Source organism: Bacillus sp. BR3(2024) (assembly GCF_039134555.1).
Classification (GTDB): Bacteria; Bacillota; Bacilli; order Bacillales; family Bacillaceae_G; genus Bacillus_A; species Bacillus_A cereus.
Map to the genome: position 1 here is coordinate 2,708,486 of NZ_CP152433.1, position 23,318 is coordinate 2,731,803.

Consider the following 23,318-nt stretch of genomic DNA (forward strand, 5'->3'; position numbering starts at 1 on the left):
TGCTTTCGCTGAATTTTGAGGTGGGGTCTTACTGCCCTGCAAATAGCGGGATAAATAGAGAAAAAGACAACCGATATTTCTATCGCTTGCCTTACATTCCATTTATTATTTTTCTAACTCTTTAAAGGTATCTTTCAAGTCTTTATCAGATACCTTTATATCTGCATTTTTAAGCAGTTCTCTAGTAACTTGTTGATGGAATTGAGGATCTTGTATACGTTGCTGTTCTAATTCTTTACGAATATTCTCTTTCTCTTCCTCATACGGTTTAAGCTCTTTTTTATCCGTTAGCTTAATAATATGATATCCGAAAGAAGATTTAACAGGTTCACTCAATTGACCAACTTCTAACTTATACGCAGCATCCTCAAATTCTTTCACCATCATACCAGGTCCAAATTCAGATAGTTCCCCACCTTTTTCTTTAGAACCTGGATCCTCTGAATATTGTTTAGCCAATGCTGCGAAATCTTCGCCACTATTTAATTTTCCTTTAATTTCTTTTGCTGTCTTTTCATCTTTTACTAAAATATGGCTAACTTGAAGCTTTGGCTTATAATGATCTTTAATATCTTTTTCCGTTACGGTTGCTTTAATAGCTTTTTCAAAAGCAAAAGTAAGCTTTAATTTCTCTTTCAACTGAGCTTCATTTTTCACACCATTGGATTCCATATATGTATTAAAATTATCGCCCATCTTGTCTTTTAATTCTTTTATTTGTTTCGTTACCTCTTCATCCGTAACTTTATATTTATCATTTAATACTTTCTCTACTACCATTTCAGATAAATTCTGTTTACCGTAGTTTTCTTTTAATTTTTTGTTAAAATCACTTTCTGAAATGCTTCCTGATTTTGTCGTTACAATATTATCTGATGAACCACATGCAGATAAAGATAACGTCATACCCATTAAAATGCTACCAATTACTAATTTCTTTCTTTTCAAATCTGAATACCTCACTTCATTAAATTCAAATATAACTATGTAAATATAACGTTTTCCTGTGAACTTCACGTGAATTTAATGAAAGTAGAACATTTGCTAATTCTCCATTTAATACATCAATTTTGAAAATTATGGTGATTCATCCTATATCGCTAATCTCTAAAGCTGCAAAAAGGACTAATATTTTCATTAGTCCTTTTTCACATTTATATAAAATTGAATTTCTCCATCTATAGAGGAAACTCCATATTCAAAACCATGCCTTTCTAAAATACTTTTCACTATCGCTAAACCTAATCCTGTACCTGATTTTTCTTTACTACGAGAAGATTCTAGTACATAAAAAGGCTCCCAAATTTTCTCGATATCCTTAATTTTATCCGTAGGAATGCCATTTTTTATTTGGAAATATATACTTTTATTTCTATCTTCTAATGTAATTATTATGTTTTGATTTGCTGTATATTTTATCGCATTAGAAATTAAATTTTGAAACACCATTCTCATTTTATTTAAATCTGCATAAACGATTGTATTGCCCGCATTACAATTTACTTGCAAGTTAATTTCTTTCGAATCCAGTTCAATCTGATGCTTATCTAATATACTCTGGACCAGTGGTTCAATGGGGAATTCTTCTTTTTGTAAAATATCTCTTTCTAGCTTAGAAAATCGTAATAGTTCTTCAATTAAGTTTGATATTTGATCTGTTTGTTTAATAATTGTATCTACGTAAGTCCCATCATCTAATCCATCTTTAATCCCCATAGAGTATGCTTTTACTAATGCGATCGGTGTCTTTAATTCATGCGTTACATCACCCATAAATCGTTTTAAATGTTCATTACGATCAGTTAAATCTTGATGTGCTTCATGTAGTTTTTCACTCATGATATTAATACTATTGGCCAACTCTCCTATTTCATCATTCGTTTTCACTTTCGTTCTTTTAAACTGCAAATGTGAAATATCCTGAGCCACATCACTTAACTCTTTCAGTGGTGTCGTTATTATTTTTGAAAGTATCCACACAAGTAAAATAATAAGAAGGAGCGAGAAACATAGGATATATAAATAAAATGTATTTAACGTATTTATAATTTCATTTGAATTCGCAATGGAAGTCCCAATTAAAATTATCGTATCATCTTTCGCAATATATTTAGCAAAAAAACTCGCTTTTACCTTTCCTTGATCGTACAGTTTATTCGATTGCCCTTCCGTCTTCACTTTCATAACTTCGTCTTTCGTAATCCAAAGCTTATTTAACGTTACTTTCTTTTTCGTAAGTTGCATGCGTAACGCGTCGTTCATAGCATCTTCTGACTGATTAATTGGCGTATACGCAATTGTAACGTTATTTTCACTTTCAATTGTATGAATAACATCTTCTAAATCATTGACTGGCGCATTTTGTATTTGAGTTGTAAATTCATTTAAGTTTTCACGTGTTTTATAAATATTATATTTCGGCAGGAGAAAGTTAATTAATAATAAAGAAATTGTAAATATAAGAATAACGGTTAAAGAAATGCTGAGAAATAGCTTTTTCCCAAGTTTATTCACTTTGTTCCTCAAAACTATAACCCAGCCCACGATGCGTCTTAATAATATTTTCTCCAATTTTTTTACGCAGCCTTCTTACATGTGTATCAACCGTTCTCTCTTCTCCAAAATAGTCAAATCCCCAGACAATATCTAGCAATTTTTTACGAGTTAAAATTGTTCCTTTATGATTTAAAAAGCATTTTATTAATTCGAGCTCTGTTTTTGTAATTTCTAACTCTATATCATTTTTATATACTTTATTTTTGGAGAAATTTATCTTTACATCTTGTACTTGAATAATATCATCATGCTGAATAAGTTTTTTCGCTCGCGTAATTAGTACTCCTGGATGAAATGGTTTTTTCACGTACTCATCTGCCCCACTTTGAAGCGCTGCTAATTCATCTTCACTTTCACTTTTCGCCGTAAGCATTAATACTTTTACGCTTGAATTCTTTTTTATTTCCTGACAGACAGTAATACCACTATGTTTTGGCATCATCCAATCCAAAATAGCTAAATCAATTTTTTCATCATAAAATATTTGAAGTGCTTCCTCCCCGTCTTTTGCTAAAAAAACTTCAAATCCTTCTTTTTCAAAATAAGCTTTTAAAATCCTTAACATATCTTGTTCGTCATCTGCAATTAAAACTTTCATATTTTTTCCTCCATTGCTTTTAAACAAAAACCAATTGTATCATACAACATCTTTGTTACATGAATGTGACAGAAAAATATTTAAAGCTTTTGAGGGGATAGTAATGGTGAGGTGTTGTACTATGATAAAAAAAATCGGGGTCATTTCTCTTCTTCTATTTCTATTATCAACAAATGCGTTCGCAAATACAAATCAACAAATTGAAGTATTTGATTGTCAAAAAGAAATGGTCATTCAAAAGCAATCTTTAGATCCAGTAATCCAAAAAGAAGCAGTTCAATACGCTAAATCAATTACTGGTCCATTTAAAAACTTAAATGTCGTTCCAAAAGATGGCTATATGATAAAAATCCCTTTATCTAAGCCGGTTTCTATTACTAATCAATGGTTACACACTACAATAGACGAAATACTTATACTACTCCCACTAAAAGAAAAGCCTTATATTATGCTTTATGATGATGAAAATAATCCGCATTTTTATTATGTAAAAGGTAAACCAGGATTATTATTGAAACAAATGAAGGTTAAAATGTAATTGAATGAAAAGGAGTCACCTTATAAGCTAAATTTTAAAAGCTAAGGTGCTCTTTTTTATAATAACAATTTGGTAAATGAAATTATAAAAGTTGTTTTTAATATAAGGGTCGCACCTTCATATATATCAGGGATTTTTAAAATATATCGATTTATCAACGAAAATACCTTTCCGTAGCTATTCTTTGGATAGCAATCTCTATAATAGTTTGTAGTGACTCGATCCCTTATATAATCCCCCTTTTACAAATCCATTTGAAGTATAAAACACATCCCCTTGCTTCGTGTCAGCATGTAAAACAATCACTTCAAAATACTTTTCCGCATGACATAATAGTTGATTTAATAATAAATTCCCTAACCCTATACGCCGATAATCCTTGGAAATATAAAATCTCCTCAACCGCCCAATCTTATTGTCTTTTGTGTACGGATCTTTATTTAAACCTCCAACTCCGATTAACATATCCCCTTGGAAAATACCATATAAACATTCTCCAGTTTTATTGAATACATTTACTTTGTGTTTATATTCATTTATTAGTCTTATAAGGAAATTAAACCCTTCTTCTTCACTGTCTTGAACGAGATGACTGAATTCATATTCCATTAAATTTTCTATTTGTTGAATATGTATATCTTTCAAGTCCATTCCCCCTAAGTACGAAAATACATAAAAATGCTCGAGAATCATTTATTCTGAGCATTTTTATGGTTGTTACTTTATTTAATTCATAGTATGCATATACTTCACTTCATATGTAAATCGATAATACAGTTAATTAATTTTATTATGAAAATATAAGAGCCTTGCTACAATCTAGTGTGTGGTAAGGCTCTTTAAAGTTGTGTAATTCTTATTGAACTAAAGCACCTGTTTACTTAAATGAATACATATACATTTATAATGTCTCTCAAATATAATATCAGTTTATAAATTCACCATTCTTCTCTAGCAGGTATAAGTTAAATTATAATTTGTTAATTGATATGCTTGTGTAACCACTGTTCAAATATTTTCAACTGTTCTTCAGTATGAAAGTAATGTTCACCCGTCTCCATAACTTCTAATTCACAACGATGTTTTTTTGTAAAATAGTTAATAGTTTCAAATTCGCACAGCTCATCCTTAGCTCCGTACATAATATATGTATCTGTATTCCATGTACTAATAGGATGCTCTTTTACATAGCATAAATAATCCCAATATAACTTTTGACCAATAGGTGTCTCTATAGTCATTTCTTTTTGTAAAAGCTCCGGTGTTACATTAAACCATTTCATCATATTTTCGATAATTCGTTCCATATTAACTACTGGTGATAAAAATAATGCCTTTTCTAGCACATCATTTTGATAAGCTAAAAGACTAAAATACGCTCCCATACTACATGCAAACACATTTATTTCTTTCCAATGTACTTTTGCGTAGTTCATAATTATAGATAATTCACTAACACAAAACTGTACTTTGCAAGGAGTGTTATCATTTTTTCTTTCTCCATGCTCAGGTAAATCAAAGCTTAATACTTGATAGCCTTTTTGATTGGCTTCTTCAGCTAATATTTGAATAACTACATCTTCCTTATTTGACATATTTCCATGTACTGCAATAAAAACTTTTTCACTCTTCTCTCCCCATAAAACCGCAGGAATATTACTAATTTTAAAATTATTTTTAAGCATACTCCCTCCATAAAATAAGACATATAGGACTTGGAAAAAATGCACACACTTTATTTATCTCTGTACAGCAGGCAGTATCCGCTTTAACTCTATTAAATCATCTATTACTATATCAGCCTGAGCAAGTTCCTCTTCTTGCGCAAAATCAAAATTGCATCCAACTGCAAGTAAACCGTTGTCTTTCGCTGCATTTATATCAGATAGCCGGTCACCAACTACCGCTGCCTCTTTTATATCATATTTGTTCATAATACTTTTAACTAAGTCACCTTTATTTAGCGATTGTATTTGTTCAATACTAAACGTTTCAGTCACCCACTTGTCTAAAGCATAATACGTTACGATTGCTCGTAAATATTCTTTCAAACCATTACTAGCAATGTAAATTGAACAATTATTTTCTTTTATATATGTAAATATTTCTTTTACATTTGGATATAAAGCGCCTTTTCCGCTTTTTATGTTTTCAATTAGTCTATCTAAAAAATATGCATCTGTTTGTTCTCTTATTTCAATAGAATGGTCCGGTAATAAAGCTTCCCAAACTTTCGGTAGCGGCACACCCATAATTTCACGGTATTTTTCAATCGGTGTTACCGTATCCCATAATTGAAGTGATCTTAAGTGATCAAAAGTATCATCTAACGATAATTCTAAAATTTTATCTGTTTGAAATAATGTTCCATCCATATCAAAAATTAATGCTTGTAACATTCCTATCTCTCCTTTTGGACTATAGTTTTACCAGATATATTTTTAAGCATCTCAATAATAATTTCTGAGCAATAATTCGCAGCAGTTTTCGCGAAATCATCATAAGAAACTTGAGCTTCATCATCTGCACTGTCAGAAATACATCGTATAACAAGAAACGGTATATCATTTATGTAGGCAACATGTCCAATTGCTGCACCTTCCATTTCTGTACAATGAGGTGCGTATTCATCTATTAATTTTGCCTTTAACTTTGAATCTTCAACAAAACATTCACCACTTACAATTCTTCCTTCGTGAGCTTGAATATTTGAACTATTACTGTTACATGCTTTACGTGCTAACTCTATCAATTCCTTACTTGCAATAAACTCCTCTTGAAACGGGAATAATTTTTTTATTTGATTTTTACTTACATCATGATGGGTAACATTCGTTGAAATAACTACATCACCAACTTTTACATCTGGATGTAATCCACCAGCAACGCCCGTATTGATGATAGAGTCTACATTAAATTTATGAATTAATGTTTGCGCACATGCAGCTGCATTTACTTTCCCTACACCAGAACGTGCAATAATTACTTCTGTTCCCATGAATTCTCCAATATAAAATAGCATTCCCGCTATTGTCTGTTCTTCTTGTATTACTAGCTTTTCTAAAAGTAAATCTATTTCAATTTGCATTGCTCCGATAATGCCGATTCTGTTCATGTATGTAGTCCCCTTTATTAATTAATCCCTTTAATCCTCTCTGACATAACCGACAATAAAAATTTCGGAAGTACAAGTTGTCTCTTTAATCTTTTCGGCTGTGAGAGTAACCTATACAGCCATTCAGTTCCAGTATCCCTCATTATTTTCGGTGCTCTTTTTACAGTACCAGATATTATATCAATCATTCCTCCGATACCAATAGATAGCGGAACGTTTAATGTTTGTATGTTTTCATAAATGAACTCTTCTTGTTTTGGTGAACCTAGCCCTACAAGTAATAAATGCGGCTTGAATTGCTTAATTTTCATTTTTATTTCTTCTATTTCTTCACCATTTACAAATCCATGCTGTCCTTTAAATTGTGCTCCTGGGAACTGCTCATTTAATTTTTCTAATGCCTTTTTATTACTTTCTGGCGCAGCTCCAAAAAGAAAGACACGATATTCATTGTCGTTACAATATTTTATTAAATCGTGAGTTAAATCCGCCCCAGTAACACGTTCTTTCAAAGTTCCTTTTAATATTTTCGAGCCAATTATGACACCAATCCCATCCGCTGTTATTAAATCCGCAGATAGTAACATCTTTTTAAACTCCTTTGATTTTTCCGTATTTTCCTTTGCAGACATAACAATTTCAGGATTTGCAGTTACTACAAACCTTGGTTTCTCTTGTTGTTCATGTACCCAACCTTTTAATAAACTTATAGCTTTTGCATATTCTAAAGTTGAAAAAGGTATACCTTTTATAAACTGTTGATCCACTATACTCTCCCCTTATATAAGCTGCAAATATTCATCAATGTCTTTAGAAATTTGAATAAAAGCTTTATTCCAAAATTCATAATTTCTTATATCTATTTCAAAATGTTTTTTCATAAGCTCCTCTACTGGAGCCTTTCCTGTTTCTCGTAAGAACTCTTTATATTTCGAATGAAAAGTACTTTTACCTTCTTGAGCTATTTCTAATAAACTAAAACTTACTAAATATCCAAACGTGTATGGATAATTGTAAAAAGGAACATCTGCTATATAAAATTGAATATATTTCATCCATACAAACGGCTGGTATTCACTTAAAGCTTTTCCATAAGCTTCTTTTTGTGCCATTATAGATAATTTCTCAATTTCATCAGCACTTAATGGACCCTCTTTACATTTTTCATAAAATGTTTTTTCAAACTGATACGATGCTCGTATTGCCATTACATAATTAAAACTATTTCTTATTTTCCAGCTAAGTAATGACTTTTTCATATCTTTACTATCCGTTGTTTCAATTAGATAATTTAAGAGTACCGTTTCAAAGAAAATAGATGCTGATTCAGCCGTACTCATCGGCAAATAATCATCTAAAAAAGATGTAGATTGTTCAAAACTCATATTATAAAAATGCCAAGCATGTCCTAATTCATGAGCGAGCACTCTTACACTATCTATACCCCCATCATAACGCATGGAGATTCTCGATTCTTTCTCACTGAAAAATGGAGCACACAACCCACCTGGTGGTTTATTCTCTCTCGGTTCAGCATCTATCCATCCACTTTCTATCGCATTACGTGCAAATTCTGCTAATTCTTGATCAATATTCTTACATGCATCATAAACGTTTTGTACTGCTACTGAAAAAGGAATCATGACCTCATTACTTTCCTTTACTGTCATAAGTTCATGCCATGTAATCGAAGCTTTCCCTTTCTTATACACGTTTAAAGCACTTACTAATTTATCAAGGTTTTCTTCTGTCACATTCCACATTTGGAATAATACAGTTTCTGAAATGCCATTCGCATGAAAAGATTGTGTTAAAATCTCTCTATCTTCTATTTCATTACTCTTTGCATTACGCAATCTCCCTACTTGATTTAATACAGTAGCAAAGATTTCTTTTTCCTTATGTAAAGCACATGTTAATGAATCGAATACTTCTAATCTTTCCTTTTCATTATCACTATTCATTGCAATAGTATTTGCTTGTCCAAAGGATAATAGTTTATTATTGTGCTCTATTTCTATCCTATCCCGTAATTGTATGTACATATTTTCCCACGCATTAAGTTCATCTTTTATTAACTTAGTATTATCTGAAGTTTCCACTTCATTATGTTTTATTACTTGCTGTAATTCACTTTTTAGTTCCTTCACTTTCACGGTCAATTTAGTAAGGTCAGATGGAACACTTTCTTCAACCGATCGACAGTACAAATAGTATTCTGCTTTTTCAATAGCTTGTATAAGCTTTGAAAGAATCTCTACATCTTTTGTTACAAAATATTGCTCTTTCAACTCCAAAATCGGAAATAGAATATCCTCATTCAAATACAAGCGATTTAAATCCCATCTAGCACTTTCTTGCATTTTTATAGCCGCCTCCTATTTTTACAAATAGTTACAGATATTTCTCCCCACACAATTATATATGAAATGGCAAAATTTTGATATCTTCAAATATTTAAATTCCTATAAATATATTCTTATTTATACTCTTTTCTTCTACCATTAAGTATCATTACACATATAAAAAATAATCCCTCTACAAGATTGCATTTGATATAGGAAAACTTCAAAGATTTTATCTTCATCAATACCATATCGACCGATTATCACAGATTAAAAAATAAAAAAGGATTGATCAAAAGATCAATCCTTTACTCTACTTCATTTAAGAAAAATAACGTTATAACGCCAGGTCCTGTATGTGCACCGATTGCTGCACCAATTGTATTTACGATAAATACTTCACAGCCAAATCTTTCCGTAATTAATGATTTTAATGCTTCCGCTGTTTCTAAATCGTCACCGTGAGTCATACCGATTGTTTGACCTTTAAGGTCTTTACCACGTTCTTCCATAATATCAACAATACGGCTTAATACTTTCTTTTTCCCTCGTACCTTTTCAAGTGGTACAAGTTTTCCTTCTTCCACGTTTAAGATCGGTTTAATGTTTAGTAAACCACCGATAAATCCTGCGACTTTACTTAAACGTCCACCTCTCACTAAGTACTGTAAGTCAGCTACAGTGAAGATATGTTCCATATGGCTCATTAGAAAATCAACACGCTTTAAAATATCTTCTTTTGATGCGCCGTCTTTTGCCATTTTAGCAGCTTCTAAAACGACAAGACCTTGACCAAGCGAAGCACATTTCGTATCAATAATTTCTAAATCTAAGTTAGCATATGTTTCTTTTACTTCCTCTTTAATGACAACTGATGATTGATATGTACCAGACAGTTCAGATGAAAAAGCTAAATATATACAAGGATTACCTTCTTTTGCATAAGAAACAAATTTTTCTTGGAACGTTTCAAGTGAAGGCAATGACGTTCTATAAACAGCGCCTTCTCTCATTTTTTGCAATAATGTAACTGACTCTAATGTTACTCCATCTAAATACTCTGTTTCTGCTTCATCATATACACGGAGTGGAATTAAATCAATATCATATGCTTGCAGCAATTCTACTGGTAAATCCGCCGCACTATCCGTAATGATTTTAACACCCATTTTTAAACCTCTATTCTGTTATAAATATAAAATAATAAAATAAAAATAGTACTTTTAAATTATATACGTAAAACTTAAATGAAGAAAGGAAAACACTTTATATTGTATGCACTATTCTTCAAAACTTGAACTGTTAATGAAAATGATTCTATTTTAAACACCTTTTTCTTATTATTTTTCTAAAACACGAATAATTTTATAAGTATTTTGTATCATTATATTTTAATTCTTTATCTTAATATAATCTTTTCAAATTCATACTGTTTAAAATTGAAAAGCCAAATCCAATAAAGGAAATGGCTTTTACATTTTCATAAAATAACCAAACTTTATTTTCCATCAAATTGTTTGTTTACATTCATACTTTGGTGATGTTGAATATTAGTCCAGTTATGATAAATATTTATAGCCTGTACTATAATTAAAACAGTGAATATTCACCTGTAAGAATCACTAGATAAAAACAAGTTAAACATTTTATAAAATATTTAATTTTACTAGTAAAGCTAATAAAATTTGGAGAAGAATTTGAACATTTACTGCTATGTCTGTATCCGTAGTCGTAACTGTAACATTTCTAGAATTTCTAATAACAGTTTCTTGTTTATTAATTTGTTTAATAGATGATTTTTGAAACAGTTCTTGTGCTACACGGTCAGCTTTTTCACTATCTGCTATAGAAATACTTATTATAACCACGATAGCTGCTTGTAATGCTGCTTGAATAGATAAAGCAGCTTTTGTATCTGTAGTAGTAACTTCTACATCTGCTGAATCTACAATTGTAATAGATTCTTCAGAAATTTGATACGTTTTACTTTCTTGCGCAGCTGCTTCTGAAACGCTAGCATTTTTAAAAGATGGATGAGGATTTGAGGAATCTAATGCACTCCACTTTTTATTTTCATCTGAATGACATGTTTTGTCCATGCGTTCACCCCCTTTCAATCTAAATAATTATTAACTTGTGATTGTATTTCAGAAACAATACTTTTAATTTGCTGCTTTTTTTCTGGTGATAAATTTTTTAATTTTTCTTCATTTATCCCATGCCTATTAAAAATATCTGAGAGTAAAAGGTCTATAATTATATTCTTTTGATCCTTATCAAACTTAAAGGAAGAAAATTTGTTTAAATCATCCATTTATAATATTCACTCCAATCAATTTTCTATAAAAATTTTAAATATCTACGAGCATTATATGTAATGAAATAAAAATTGCTTGGACAAGTAACTTAATCTTCTATTTTCACTTCTTTTTGCTAATAAAATCAAAAGCTGACTTCTTATAAGAAGACAGCTTTCCTTCACTTCACATAAATATAAGTTTCATTACTGTTAAATCATGTATTTTATCTTTATTTGTAGTTTTCCACACTTGTTTTACCATTAATCTTGAATATTAATTCAGTCATAATAAAAAGTCCAAGCTTGTACCACGTATTACAACAAAAAACATTTACTTAGAGTGAAAACTTATAGCTAAATATCAATAGGATAGACACTTTATAAAATGTTTAGTTTAACTAATAAAGCTAATAAAATTTGAAGGAGAATTTGAATATTCACTGCAATATCTGTATCAGTAGTTGTTACGGTTACGTTTCTAGAATTTTTAATAAATGTTTTTTGTCTATTAATTTGTTTAATAGCTGATTTTTGAAATAATTCTTGTGTTATTTTATCTGCCTTTTCACTATCTGCTATAGAAATACTTACTACAACTACGATAGCTGCTTGTAATGCCGCTTGGATAGATAGTGCAGCTTTTGTATCTGTAGTAGTAACTTGTACATCTGCTGAATCAACTATTTCAATATATTCCTCAGAAATTTGATCGATTTCATCTGTTTGTATAGCTTCCTCTAAAAAATTTGCATTTTTACTAAACGAATAATCATTTAATGATTCGCAATCTTCTTTTTTTGGCTCACAATCTTCTTTTTTTGGCTCACAATCCTCTTTTTTTGGCTCATGAACTCGTTTTTTCGGCTCAAACTCCCGGTTTAATGGATCCCGATTTTTCTTTCGTCTACAAACTTCACATTCACACATAAAATCACCCCTTTTAGTCTTAAAAATTAGCAATATTAAAATATTGACTAACTAATAGCATTTTATGTATTTTTTTAAAATTTGTTTGGACAAGTAACTTAATCTTCTACTTCTTTTTCTAATAAAAAAAGCTGCCTTCTAATAAGAAGACAACTTTCTTTGTGACTACTCTAGAATAGATTTCATACAATATAATTGTTCCTTCCTTATAACCTGAGTTCGTCACTTTAGTTATAAAAATGTGGGTATATCCTATAACCTTTTTTAGGGACCATCCATAATTTATTTCATAAAAAGTGCTTTGTTTTACTGAAAGGTGGTTGCGGAAACAACCGCCTTTTTATTCGGAACAAAATAAAACTTTTATATAAAAGACCCATACTTAAATACACTAAACTTCATATAATATATTGCATCCTTTCTTTTTAGAATAAGTAGTCGTTTACTGAAGGGCACTTTTCGAAGTGCTCTTATCTTTAATCCCCCTCTTTTTCAGGAAGAGTTTTTTTACTAAACCATAATATGATTTGTATCACTAAGGCTAGGGATTACGACATTTCCTTAATAACTTCAATGAATACAGTAGCTACTAATTAAAATACCCCTATGATCTTCTCTACACTTAAACCATCGTGCATTACCGAACGCATGAACTAATTTTTATTTTGACTATGTAACACTAAATTCACAAGATTATTATCCTATGTTTGGTGAAGCCATCATTTCAATGCCAGCAACCCCACACTTTTAACTAATAACTTAAACAAATGGGCTACCTCAAGGTTCCTTTGATATAGTATCTTATGTTCTATATAATGAAGAGAGCGCTAGTATTCCGAAGGAGGATATATATGAGTATTCAATTGGCCACATCTAACGATTTAAAATGGATTAATAGTCAATATGACTCAATAGGATTTGTACGAAGTGATTTAAAGAGAGATAAAGTTGCAATTATTACATATAACAACGAGTATGCAGGTGTTGGCCGATTAGTCCAAATAGATGAAGATACTTTAGAAATGGGCGGGATTTTTATTCTGCCTCACTTTAGAGGGCTTCAATTAGCTGGTGAGCTTGTTTCATTTTTAGTAGAAACTGCGAAAAAATCACAAATACAAAATGTATATTGTCTTCCTTTTGAGGAATTAGAAAACTTTTATAAGAAATATGGATATACTGAAGTCGATACTACGACAGAAGCAGTCCATCCAATTATTCTAAAAAAATATAATTGGTGTTTGGAGAACTACGATAAACACGTTCTACTATTTAAATTGTAAATGTAATAAAGTGAAACTTTAATCAGTGGGAGTTTTAATCAAACCCCTCACCAATCGGGCTTTGATTAAAACTCTATGTTCCGTCAATACTATAGATAATATGATTGTATTTCTCCATTCCCCCTGAGAGAGGAGCAGTTGGCTTTTGCTAGCTGCTCTTTTATTTTTTCAAAAAGTCACATAAATATCTTTAATTCCAAACATTCAAAAGATAAAATATGATATGATTGTTATGAAGATATTTACCAACTAATAAATGCGCCCTAGACTTACGTACTAGGGCGCATTTATTTTTTAGTATGTAACTCCTTCACTCATCTATTATCCACAAAATAAGTATCATATGCCTTATCAAATTCATATCCTAACTTTTCTGCTAGTTTAGCAGATGTAGTATTCGCTGCGTCCCAGTTTGGATACTTTCCATTTTCTAAGCAATCCAATATAAGAGCTGCACTTACTACAGTTGCCAAGCCCTCTCTTCTATGATTGTGATCAGTCGCAACTTCAATTTCAATCCCATCATTATAAATACTATACGAGGATGCACCGCATACAACTTCTCCGTTATATAAAATGCTATAACCTATACCACGGTTTATATAATCTTCTACCGAATGAAATTGACTTGTGAAATCTTCAGATATCTTATGTAATGTAGGGCTATTTGCGATATGCTCGTCTATTCTTCTTAACTCATATTCTTTTGGAAGTGCTGATATAAAAGATTTTAATTTTGAACGATTAAAAACTTCTGGATTTCGTTTGAATTTATAACGTAAAAACTTATCTATTTTTCTTTCATGGAATGTTTCTAAGCGTTGTTTCCACTCTTCACTATTTACGATAACTAAAATTCTTTCTGGAATATTACGTAATAACTCTTCTGTTTCTTTCGTATTTGGGTCTCCAGCGTAAAATGTAAAAATCCCTACCGTAACTTGTGCTACTTTTGGATTTTCAAGATCATTTACCCAAGCAGTACCCATATGCCCTTGTAAATAAGAAAGTAAAACAACGTTATTGAAATCCTCAAACATAGAAACTAGTTTTTTTCTTGTATGTATATTCGCTTCATATATCATTTACATTCCCGCCTTCTTTAGAATCAACTACTCTTAACATTTTCATGAGCGCTCCATAATTCGTATTCATATACATACCCACCTGTTCATCATAAAAGAAATTGACTATTAAATTAAAACTTCGAATATTTATAAAATATCAGTAAACATAAAATGATTATAACATCTACTAACTATGAAATGATCAACATATAAAATAAGTCAACAATAAATATATTTATTACCCGTTAACAAACGGTTTGAAGGACCAACATAATTAATTATGTAACAACCCTCAACAATAGTTTGAGGGTGCATTTAAATACATGTGTTATAACTCATTTTTATAAATAAAAGATTCCGTCTCACCGTTCTTATATACTTTAGTCAATTTAACAAATGATTTGTACGTGTTAACGTCATCCTCTATCATTTTTTTCATCTCTTCTATTTCGGCATCACCAGTTCCGCCCTCTATTTTTAAACAGTTCGAAATGGAAAGGTATCCGCTTGATGCCAATATAAAAATAAAAATCGTATCAGGAAAATTAATAAATAATAATCCGTAGTTTAAAGGGTCTCCAGCTGGATGTGATAAAAATAATCGAAAACCTACCAGTTCAGGTACTTGAACAAAATCTCTAGAAACTCTCGCCTCACCTACTATAGTAATTTGCTTTACTACATTCCCGAGATCATCTGTAAATTCAGTACATCTAGGTGGATTAATTGTTGTTGCTTGGAAAGACACATTTAATTCAGGATTGTTAAAATCGAAAAAGATTGTACTCCCCTCTGTTAAACAATGCGGGCAAACATTTCCTAGCAAGCTAAAGTCCTCTTCAATATATTTAACTTTTGTTTTGCAGCTACATACTTTCCCTATTCGAATTGCATCAATCTTTGAACAATCGACAAATATAACCTCATTGTCTTCTTGTACGAATGATACGATACCTGTTTTCTTATTAAATGAAAGAAAATAAGATACAGCAATTTCGTTTCCTGCTATTATGATACTTTCAACTTTTGTATACGGTTCTAGACTCTGTAAAAACTCACATATACTATTTTGGCAACACCCACAATCACGTTTCGGTTCACACCCCACTTACACCCCATCCCTTCTCTATATAGAATTGCTACTACATATATATGAGAAGAAAATAAGAAAAGCTTGGACAATATAACGTTAACGTAGCAATATCGTTACCTAATCGTACATTTATATGGAAATCACACCATTTTTGAGTAAGGACACATAATTTTTACTATAAATACATATAACAATTTCATCTTTCATGAAAAAAACGTTATAATAAGGTGTAGCCTCTACGATTACGTTATAAAGGAGATTAAAACAATGGCTAAAATTAAAGTATACCAAGCAAAAGAGGAAAATATGGAAGCAGTAAAAAACATCATTGATGTTGAGGAACAAAACCCAACTGCTGAAAACTTACAAAATCTATACGCATGTGTATTAGATACTGAAGATATGGCATTGCCTGAATCATACATTGAAGAAGATATCTTAATTGATTCTATTGAAGTTATGGTTAACGCTTCTCAAAGCAAAGTAAGAGACTTAGGTGCTTACGATGTAATCGAAGTTCAAAACAAAGGTAAGAAAACACAAATTTTACTATTAGCAGACGAAGAATACGAAATTATCGAAGGCTAATCTAAATCCGTACATACGAAAAAGCTCCTTTCCAATTAGAAAGGAGCTTTTTCATTACGCTTTTGATGTTTCACTCTTTTTATTCGTTTGTTGTTTCTTAATTACCATGCGCTCATTTCCCATAAAGAAAATGAATATGAATGCTAATCCAGCTGGTACCAATGCCCACATGAATGTTTGAACAATTGAACTAGAAAGAGCGTCAATAATCTTATCTAATATTTGCGGAGGGATTTGAGATCTTGCCGATTCTGATAGAATAGCTCTTGAATCCCCTAAAGCGTTTGTATTCATTCCCCCGCTCATCCCTTTAAATGCTTCTTCTAATTGATCTTGGAAACCTGTTCTTTGGATCATTCCGAAGATTGTAATGCCTAGTGTCATACCTAATGAACGAATGAAGTTACTCGTTGAAGTCGCAGACCCGCGCTGTTCCATACCGAAGTTGTGAATAGCTGCCATACTTAGTACAGAGAATGAGAAACCGACTCCAAATCCGATAATAATCATATAAACTGTTAATAATGCACGACTTGTTTCTGGTGTTAACGTGCTTAATAAGAATAGTCCAATTAGCATAATAACCGCAGAAATAATCATAATGTTTCGGTAGCTAAGTTTAGTTGTTAAAAATCCGCCTAACTGCGCTGTTACGACTGATCCTAACATCATCGGTAAAAGTAATAATCCTGAGTTTGTTGCGGTACCACCGTATACACCTTGAATAAATAACGGAATGTACACAGTTGCTGACATAAATGCAGCACCGTAACATAAAGCAATAATTGTACTCATTCCGAATAAGCGCTGCTTAAACATCTCAAATGAAATAATTGGTTCTTCTACTTTTCGTTCAATAAAAATGAATGCGATGATTAAAATGGCGAATCCACCAAATAAGCTTAAAATAAAGCTAGAATCCCAATCATATTTTTGTCCACCTAGTTCTAAAGCAAACATTAAACAAATTACTGCACCAACTAAAGTAATTGCGCCAAACCAATCAATTTTTTGCTTTCTATGAACGCGTGATTCTTTATAAAAGAATGTAATAAAAATAAGTGCTAAAATGCCAAGTGGTAAGTTAATATAAAATACCCAGTGCCAGCTAATGTAATCGGTAATATATGCGCCAAGTAATGGCCCGAAAATACTAGATAATCCAAATACCGCTCCGAATAAACCACCCATTTTCCCGCGTTTTTCAGGTGGGAAAATATCAAAAACGATAGTAAACGCGATTGGCACTAATGCCCCGCCGCCAATACCTTGAATGGCACGATAAATACCTAACTGTGTAATATTTTCAGCAGTACCACAAAGTGCCGAACCAATCATAAAGACAATTAAACCGAAAATAAAGAATCTCTTTCTACCATACATATCTGATAGCTTACCGAAAATCGGCATGCCTGCCATTTCTGCGACCATATAGGCAGAAACGACCCATACAAAGTTTTCGAGGCCTCCTAAGTCACCAACGATTGTTCCCATCGCCGTTACGACAATGGTATTATCCATCGATGCCATTAAAATACCTAGCAATAAGCCCGCCACAACAAAGCCGAGCTTATTATTCTTCTCAACCATATCTCTTGCTCTCCCTCATACTACTTATATTTGTTTATGTTCTTTTACGACTGCATTACCTTTTTGATTAAAACTAGTATGATATTCTACAACACTAATTTCACATCCAGGACCAATTGTGACGTTGTTGCCTCTTACAACTTCAGCAATCGTATGTTCTAAATAGATATCATCTCCTTCAACAATCGAAGTTTGGAGGTTTCCAGCATGACTAGTAAAAGGAATAAATCTCGCTTTTTTACGAACAGTAATCTTTTTACCACCAATTTCTCTTACCTTACTGCCTTCATAACGAAGTGAGATTTGAATATTTTCAGCATTAAGTAATCCATCACTTTCAAGACCACCAGTTAATGATAAATCTTCTACTTCAATATCTCCCTTTACATTTAAAGCACCTTTTACATCTACGAAATCACCTGAAAACTTTCCTTCAATATCTATCATACCTCTAACTTTTGTTTTTTCAATATGAGCATCACCATGAATTTGTGTATTACCATATACTTTTACATATTCCGCATCTACATTTCCTTGTACTTCGTTATCTCCATACACGACATAGTTTTTCACTTTCACATTACCGTGTACATCACTCGTTCCGTACGTTTTAAACTCATTGCAACTCATATCATTCGTAATTGTTCCTTCACCGCGAATCTTCACTTTATTATAATCTCCGCCTGCTGAATTACCAGAACCATTTACTGTGAGACTATGTGGATGTTCCATACTGATTTCTCCCTTCCGTTAAACCTGCTTAATTTCTTTTACATTTGCATTTTTATCAACAGTAAGAACACCGGTATATTCAATCAGTTCAATCTCACAGTTTGCTCCTACTGTAACATTGTTTCCTCTTACCGTTCTTATGTGAGCATAATCAATATCGATATTGTCACCTTCTAATAGTTCAGCTTCTAACTGCAAGCCAAACACTGTTTTAAATAACCTACTAAATGTACCTGATCTATGTCTTACTTTAATCGTTTGACCACCAATTTCTTTCGCTCGACATGTACCGTGAATATTTATATTAATTTCATCTGCGCTTAATAAACCACCGATTGTAAATTGTCCTTCTGAAGAAAAAGTATCCACTTCACAATTACCGTCAATTGTAGCTTGACCATTGACTTTAAATTCTTCACCAGTGACATTTCCACCTATCGTACCTTTTCCTGCAATTTTCAAACTGTTTGCTTTTACATTTTGCGTAATTGTTGCTTTTCCATCAATTCGCATCGTTTCAGCATGAACTGTACCATCAACTTTACCAGATCCGCTAATTCGTGCACTGCTACTTTTCAAATCACCAGTAACTGCACCGTAACCGTTACATTCAAATTGCTCACATTCAACATTTCCATTCACAGTTCCTTTTCCGTTTAATTGCACTTTATGAAACTCGCCGCCATTCGATGAACCGTAACCATTTATAATCAAATTATCTGTACGCATACTTTCTCCTCCACTACAACAATTTAGTTTTTAATGCTTCGGTATATTTCATAATCGCTTCGCGTAAAACGATTTTGGTGCCTTTTTCAAAAATTAAATCGTCCACGTTTGAAACTAATAAACATGTAGAAATCCCTAACTTTCGGACGATGATTAAGTCACAAGTTTTATGTTTCATTGCTTCATAATTTTCACGTAAAACTTGCAAGACCATTTTTCCTTCTTCTAAACTAATCTCTCCTGATTGTAGTAATTCTTCTAACATGTACACATAAAGAATGTCTACAAATTGAAACTCTGCTGTTTTATTCGTTTGTTCTATGAAAAATTGTAAAACTGGTTCTGATGCAATCCCCTTGCATAAAATGTCTTCCTTTGTTAAAAGAATTTCTCTCACACTCGGTGAAAACATGTTAGCTAGTTCATCAAGTGATAAATCCTCTTTCATCGTTTGGATTTTATCGATACGCTCTAATATCTTTTCTTTCGGAAAAAATGTCTCTTGACCTGTAAACGTTGATTTTCGTACAAACCAATCTTCCGGAATTAAATTTTTTCTTTTCCACCTATATAACTGTCCGTATGAAATACCAGTTAGTTCTAATAAATCTTTTTTTGAAATTAAATCTGTACTCAACTGTATAACACTCCTTCCTGATAACAATGTAACATAACACTGTTACGCTGTAAATAGACTTTTATCACAAGTAGCGTAACAATGTGTAAAACAAACCTATTCTCACATACAAAAAGGCTCTTACACATCTTATGAAAATGTGCAAAAGCCCTTATATATCAAGATTTAAACCAAATATTATAAAAATCAATCCAACCTTGCGAATTAATCATTATATTTTGAACTTTTTCATGTGTACTTACCTCTTGTTTATTACGATATAAAGGAATAATATGAATTTGACGTAACAAAGTATCCTCGATATCGCGTAACAGTGTAACTCTTTTCTCTAATTCTTCTTGTCTAAAATAAGGAGACAACTTTTCATGAAAGTCCATGCTGCTTTGTCCATGAATAAAACTATTTTTTGTAAGAAACATATATAATAAACTATCTTCTATTCGTTCACTTATTGTGGCACTATCATGCATCATATCGGCCTTTTGTATCGTACTTACTTCCAATAGCTCTTCTATCCCAAGAAAATTATTTTCTACACGAATCCCGTACTTCGCACACTCTTTTTGTATCCATTGTGCATCTTCAACATGATCTCGTCCTGTAAATGTGTAGAGTTGTAGCACTTCACTATGATAAGTACTCCTTTTAATTAAACTTTCGATATCTTCGTCAATATCTACTATGCTTTCATTTGCTAATATTAGTTTCTTTGCCACTTCTCCACGTTCTCCGCCGAGTTCTTGAACGATTGTATAACCATGAATGATGTTATATAACGCTTTCCGAAATAACGCATCTTGCATTGGTCCTTCTTTCGTAAGATTACATGTTATATATGTCACGTTCGACTCAAGCCGAGACAATTCTTTATTATGTTTTTCTTTATCTTTATACTGCGCCTTTACTAAAACATCGTATGTACTTACACCTGGTTCTACATTCCACAACTCAATACGATCTAAAAAAGGTCTTTCACGAAAATATAAAGGATGTCCTTCTAAAATGAACAGATTTTCATTACTTTTATATAATTGAAAAGGCCCTGTTCCAATTAACCCTCCTGCTTCATCTTCATTCACGATAGAACACTGTTCTGCACTTAGCATATGTAAAAACATTCGATTTTCCGTATGTAATTGAATTTCGAAAACGTAGTCATCCACTGAACGGATATTTTCAACGTGTTGTAACATCCATGCGTGTGCATTATTTTCCAGCTTCATAAATCGATTCAACGAGTATATAACATCATGTGCAGTAAGTTGTTTTCCATTATGAAAGTGAACTCCTTTTCGTAAGTAAAACGTCCATATTTTTTCAGCGTCATTATATTCCCAGTGAAATGCAAGTCTTGGCTCTATAATGTTTGTATTACCGTCTACATACACGAGTGTGTCGAATATATGTTTTACCATATGGCATTCTGAGCGCATTGTAGCGTATACAGGATCTAATGTGATATCTAAATTCATTTGTACTTGCAACCGGAGTACATCTCTTCTCCCTTCAGATGTCATTTCAACCTTATGACCAAATATTGAATCCACCCAGGAATGATATTCTCCCTTTACCGATGGAAAATGTGAGCTATAGCGTTCCACAAATATACTTCCGCTTTTCACATCCCCTTTTTTCGTTATTTCTTTTCCTCTATCTAAAATTAAAGATATCGGGTGCTTTTGAAATATTAACTTAGACCGATTTCCTCTGCCGCGACCTGGAAACCACTTAATCCAATTTAACTCATCTAATTTTTTTATAATTAATTTACTATTGCGCTCTGTACAAAATAATGTACCAGATATATTTTGCACTGTTACTTCCAATCGTTCTCCCTCTTTTTTTCCTTTTCCATAAGCAATCCATAGTTCAATGTATTGATCTAAAATAAACATCATACTCCCCCTAAAAGGTGAAAAATCCTCCCTATAGTTTCTACCCTTTTTCCAACTCTCCTTTCATCTTATCATTTCAATATAGAAAGGAGGAATTAATATTGAATTATCTCTTACTTCGTTACAATAAACCTATTTTTATTAGATTGTGTGGTGAATTATTAACCCGAACGACTGAATCTATGTTAGCTCTCATTATGATTATTTACGTCAATAAAATGTTAAACGGCAATGTAATAATAACTATGCTAATTTTCGGATTACAGCCACTTTCAGACATTTTATTTACACTTATTGCTGGAGGAATTACTGATAAATATGGCCGAAAAAAGATTATGTTACTCGGATTATTACTACAAGGTGTTGCAATCGGTAGTTTCGTTTTCGCTCAATCCGTTTTTATATTTGCACTGTTATATGTCATTAATGGTATTGGCCGTTCCTTATATATTCCAGCTCAACGTGCACAAATTGCTGATTTAACAAAACAAGAGCAGCAAGCAGAAATTTTTGCTCTCCTACAAACGATGGGAGCAATTGGATCCGTAGTCGGCCCTTTAATCGGTGCAAGTTTTTATAATACTCACCCAGAATATTTATTTATCGTGCAAAGTGTAACCCTTACGATATATGCCGTTGTTGTTTGGACCCAGCTCCCAGAAACCGTTCCACCTATGAGTAAGTCGAAACAAACAGTTGAGACAAGTTCACCAAAGCAATTTATTTTTAAACATTATGCCATATTCGGTCTTATGGTTTCTACACTTCCTATTAGCTTTTTTTATGCACAAACTGAGACGAATTATCGTATTTTTGCAGAACATGTATTTCCTAATCTCGTATTCATACTCGCATTTATTTCAACATGCAAAGCCATTTTGGAAATCATTCTACAAATCTTCCTCGTAAAATGGTCTGAACGATTTTCTATGACGAAAATCATCCTTATTTCTTACGCCTGCTATACAATAGCTGCGGTTGGCTTTAGTTATTCAACGACGATATTCTCGTTGTTCTTCACCTTACTCTTTTTAGTCATTGGAGAAAGTATTGCTCTAAACCATTTATTACGATTCGTTTCAGAAATTGCACCTCATGATAAACGTGGTTTATATTTTTCAATTTACGGTATACACTGGGATATATCTCGAACGTGTGGACCAGTTATTGGTGCAGTTATATTAAGTAAGTTAAATGGAAGTATGCTGTTTTATATTTGTGCTAGCTTCTTATTAGTTGGAGGTATTGTTCAAGCGCTATTTGTTCAAAGTTTGGAACGTAAAAAAATCGCGAACCATCCTACACATAATTTATAGGTTACTACTT

At 32.1% G+C, this 23,318-nt stretch carries 24 protein-coding genes; 4 read left to right on the forward strand and 20 right to left on the reverse strand.

Annotation, left to right across the window (positions count from 1 at the left end; genetic code table 11):
* Positions 1-105 precede the first annotated feature (105 nt).
* The 3 genes from V7S45_RS14020 to V7S45_RS14030 form a co-directional block, all read right to left on the reverse strand.
* Positions 106-948: a peptidylprolyl isomerase PrsA gene (locus tag V7S45_RS14020; RefSeq protein WP_342761410.1), complete on the reverse strand. Its 843-nt coding sequence runs from the start codon at positions 946-948 to the stop codon at positions 106-108.
* Positions 949-1,137: 189 nt separating this feature from the next.
* Complete coding sequence (locus V7S45_RS14025; RefSeq protein ID WP_001037254.1) at positions 1,138-2,514, reverse strand: HAMP domain-containing sensor histidine kinase; 1,377 nt, start codon at positions 2,512-2,514, stop codon at positions 1,138-1,140.
* Complete coding sequence (locus V7S45_RS14030; RefSeq protein WP_342761411.1) at positions 2,507-3,154, reverse strand: response regulator transcription factor; 648 nt, start codon at positions 3,152-3,154, stop codon at positions 2,507-2,509. Before V7S45_RS14030 ends, V7S45_RS14025 begins: the two co-directional genes overlap by 8 nt.
* A gap of 121 nt (positions 3,155-3,275) precedes the next feature.
* Here V7S45_RS14030 and V7S45_RS14035 point away from each other — a divergent pair, with 121 nt between their 5' ends.
* The gene (locus V7S45_RS14035; protein WP_006922097.1) at positions 3,276-3,692 is read left to right on the forward strand and encodes a hypothetical protein; all 417 of its coding nucleotides are present in this window, start codon (positions 3,276-3,278) and stop codon (positions 3,690-3,692) included.
* Between the two features lie 198 nt (positions 3,693-3,890).
* Here the strand turns inward: V7S45_RS14035 and V7S45_RS14040 are convergent, their stop codons facing one another.
* From V7S45_RS14040 to V7S45_RS14085, 10 genes are all read right to left on the reverse strand, one after another.
* The gene (locus V7S45_RS14040; RefSeq protein WP_116344779.1) at positions 3,891-4,385 is read right to left on the reverse strand and encodes a GNAT family N-acetyltransferase; all 495 of its coding nucleotides are present in this window, start codon (positions 4,383-4,385) and stop codon (positions 3,891-3,893) included.
* 287 nt (positions 4,386-4,672) lie between these two features.
* Positions 4,673-5,377, reverse strand: coding sequence for an alpha/beta hydrolase (locus V7S45_RS14045; protein WP_025687668.1), 705 nt, complete (start codon positions 5,375-5,377; stop codon positions 4,673-4,675).
* Between the two features lie 54 nt (positions 5,378-5,431).
* Positions 5,432-6,091: an HAD hydrolase-like protein gene (locus V7S45_RS14050; RefSeq protein ID WP_006922102.1), complete on the reverse strand. Its 660-nt coding sequence runs from the start codon at positions 6,089-6,091 to the stop codon at positions 5,432-5,434.
* Between the two features lie 2 nt (positions 6,092-6,093).
* Positions 6,094-6,807 carry a 5'-methylthioadenosine/adenosylhomocysteine nucleosidase gene (locus V7S45_RS14055; RefSeq protein WP_342761412.1) on the reverse strand — a complete coding sequence of 238 codons (714 nt, stop codon included), beginning with the start codon at positions 6,805-6,807 and terminating at the stop codon, positions 6,094-6,096.
* A gap of 17 nt (positions 6,808-6,824) precedes the next feature.
* The gene (locus V7S45_RS14060) at positions 6,825-7,574 is read right to left on the reverse strand and encodes a WecB/TagA/CpsF family glycosyltransferase (RefSeq protein ID WP_006922103.1); all 750 of its coding nucleotides are present in this window, start codon (positions 7,572-7,574) and stop codon (positions 6,825-6,827) included.
* Between the two features lie 12 nt (positions 7,575-7,586).
* A complete protein-coding gene (locus V7S45_RS14065) occupies positions 7,587-9,170 on the reverse strand; it encodes a M3 family metallopeptidase (protein WP_025687669.1) in 1,584 nt (527 codons plus the stop codon).
* Positions 9,171-9,460: 290 nt separating this feature from the next.
* Positions 9,461-10,321 carry a DegV family protein gene (locus tag V7S45_RS14070; protein WP_000538278.1) on the reverse strand — a complete coding sequence of 287 codons (861 nt, stop codon included), beginning with the start codon at positions 10,319-10,321 and terminating at the stop codon, positions 9,461-9,463.
* 477 nt (positions 10,322-10,798) lie between these two features.
* Positions 10,799-11,251 carry a spore coat protein gene (locus V7S45_RS14075; RefSeq protein WP_000361676.1) on the reverse strand — a complete coding sequence of 151 codons (453 nt, stop codon included), beginning with the start codon at positions 11,249-11,251 and terminating at the stop codon, positions 10,799-10,801.
* Between the two features lie 14 nt (positions 11,252-11,265).
* Entirely contained in the window at positions 11,266-11,466 is a 201-nt protein-coding gene (locus V7S45_RS14080) for a spore coat protein W (RefSeq protein ID WP_000342253.1), read from the reverse strand.
* Between the two features lie 363 nt (positions 11,467-11,829).
* A complete protein-coding gene (locus V7S45_RS14085; protein ID WP_025688780.1) occupies positions 11,830-12,378 on the reverse strand; it encodes a spore coat protein in 549 nt (182 codons plus the stop codon).
* An 851-nt stretch (positions 12,379-13,229) separates the two neighbouring features.
* On the opposite strand from V7S45_RS14085, the gene V7S45_RS14090 reads away from it, so the two are divergent.
* Entirely contained in the window at positions 13,230-13,661 is a 432-nt protein-coding gene (locus V7S45_RS14090; protein WP_025688782.1) for a GNAT family N-acetyltransferase, read from the forward strand.
* Between the two features lie 314 nt (positions 13,662-13,975).
* On the opposite strand, the gene V7S45_RS14095 is transcribed toward V7S45_RS14090, so the two are convergent.
* Positions 13,976-14,746, reverse strand: a complete 771-nt coding sequence (locus V7S45_RS14095; protein WP_000638727.1) for a GNAT family N-acetyltransferase — start codon at positions 14,744-14,746, stop codon at positions 13,976-13,978.
* Between the two features lie 310 nt (positions 14,747-15,056).
* The gene (locus tag V7S45_RS14100; RefSeq protein ID WP_342761413.1) at positions 15,057-15,836 is read right to left on the reverse strand and encodes a BC_2878 family exosporium-associated protein; all 780 of its coding nucleotides are present in this window, start codon (positions 15,834-15,836) and stop codon (positions 15,057-15,059) included.
* A gap of 252 nt (positions 15,837-16,088) precedes the next feature.
* Between V7S45_RS14100 and V7S45_RS14105 the strand changes: the two genes are divergently transcribed.
* Positions 16,089-16,409: a hypothetical protein gene (locus tag V7S45_RS14105; RefSeq protein WP_001062733.1), complete on the forward strand. Its 321-nt coding sequence runs from the start codon at positions 16,089-16,091 to the stop codon at positions 16,407-16,409.
* Between the two features lie 54 nt (positions 16,410-16,463).
* On the opposite strand, the gene V7S45_RS14110 is transcribed toward V7S45_RS14105, so the two are convergent.
* The 5 genes from V7S45_RS14110 to V7S45_RS14130 all read right to left on the reverse strand — a co-directional run bounded on the left by V7S45_RS14110 (position 16,464) and on the right by V7S45_RS14130 (position 21,992).
* Positions 16,464-17,999 (reverse strand): MDR family MFS transporter, encoded by a 1,536-nt coding sequence (locus tag V7S45_RS14110; RefSeq protein ID WP_000229612.1) that lies wholly within the window; start codon positions 17,997-17,999, stop codon positions 16,464-16,466.
* A 24-nt stretch (positions 18,000-18,023) separates the two neighbouring features.
* Entirely contained in the window at positions 18,024-18,731 is a 708-nt protein-coding gene (locus V7S45_RS14115; RefSeq protein ID WP_000400903.1) for a polymer-forming cytoskeletal protein, read from the reverse strand.
* A gap of 18 nt (positions 18,732-18,749) precedes the next feature.
* Positions 18,750-19,460: a polymer-forming cytoskeletal protein gene (locus tag V7S45_RS14120; RefSeq protein WP_001258384.1), complete on the reverse strand. Its 711-nt coding sequence runs from the start codon at positions 19,458-19,460 to the stop codon at positions 18,750-18,752.
* 13 nt (positions 19,461-19,473) lie between these two features.
* Complete coding sequence (locus V7S45_RS14125; protein WP_000102241.1) at positions 19,474-20,097, reverse strand: YhbD family protein; 624 nt, start codon at positions 20,095-20,097, stop codon at positions 19,474-19,476.
* 158 nt (positions 20,098-20,255) lie between these two features.
* Complete coding sequence (locus V7S45_RS14130; protein ID WP_342761414.1) at positions 20,256-21,992, reverse strand: ABC transporter substrate-binding protein; 1,737 nt, start codon at positions 21,990-21,992, stop codon at positions 20,256-20,258.
* A 101-nt stretch (positions 21,993-22,093) separates the two neighbouring features.
* On the opposite strand from V7S45_RS14130, the gene V7S45_RS14135 reads away from it, so the two are divergent.
* Complete coding sequence (locus V7S45_RS14135) at positions 22,094-23,308, forward strand: MFS transporter (RefSeq protein WP_086404896.1); 1,215 nt, start codon at positions 22,094-22,096, stop codon at positions 23,306-23,308.
* Positions 23,309-23,318 lie beyond the last annotated feature (10 nt).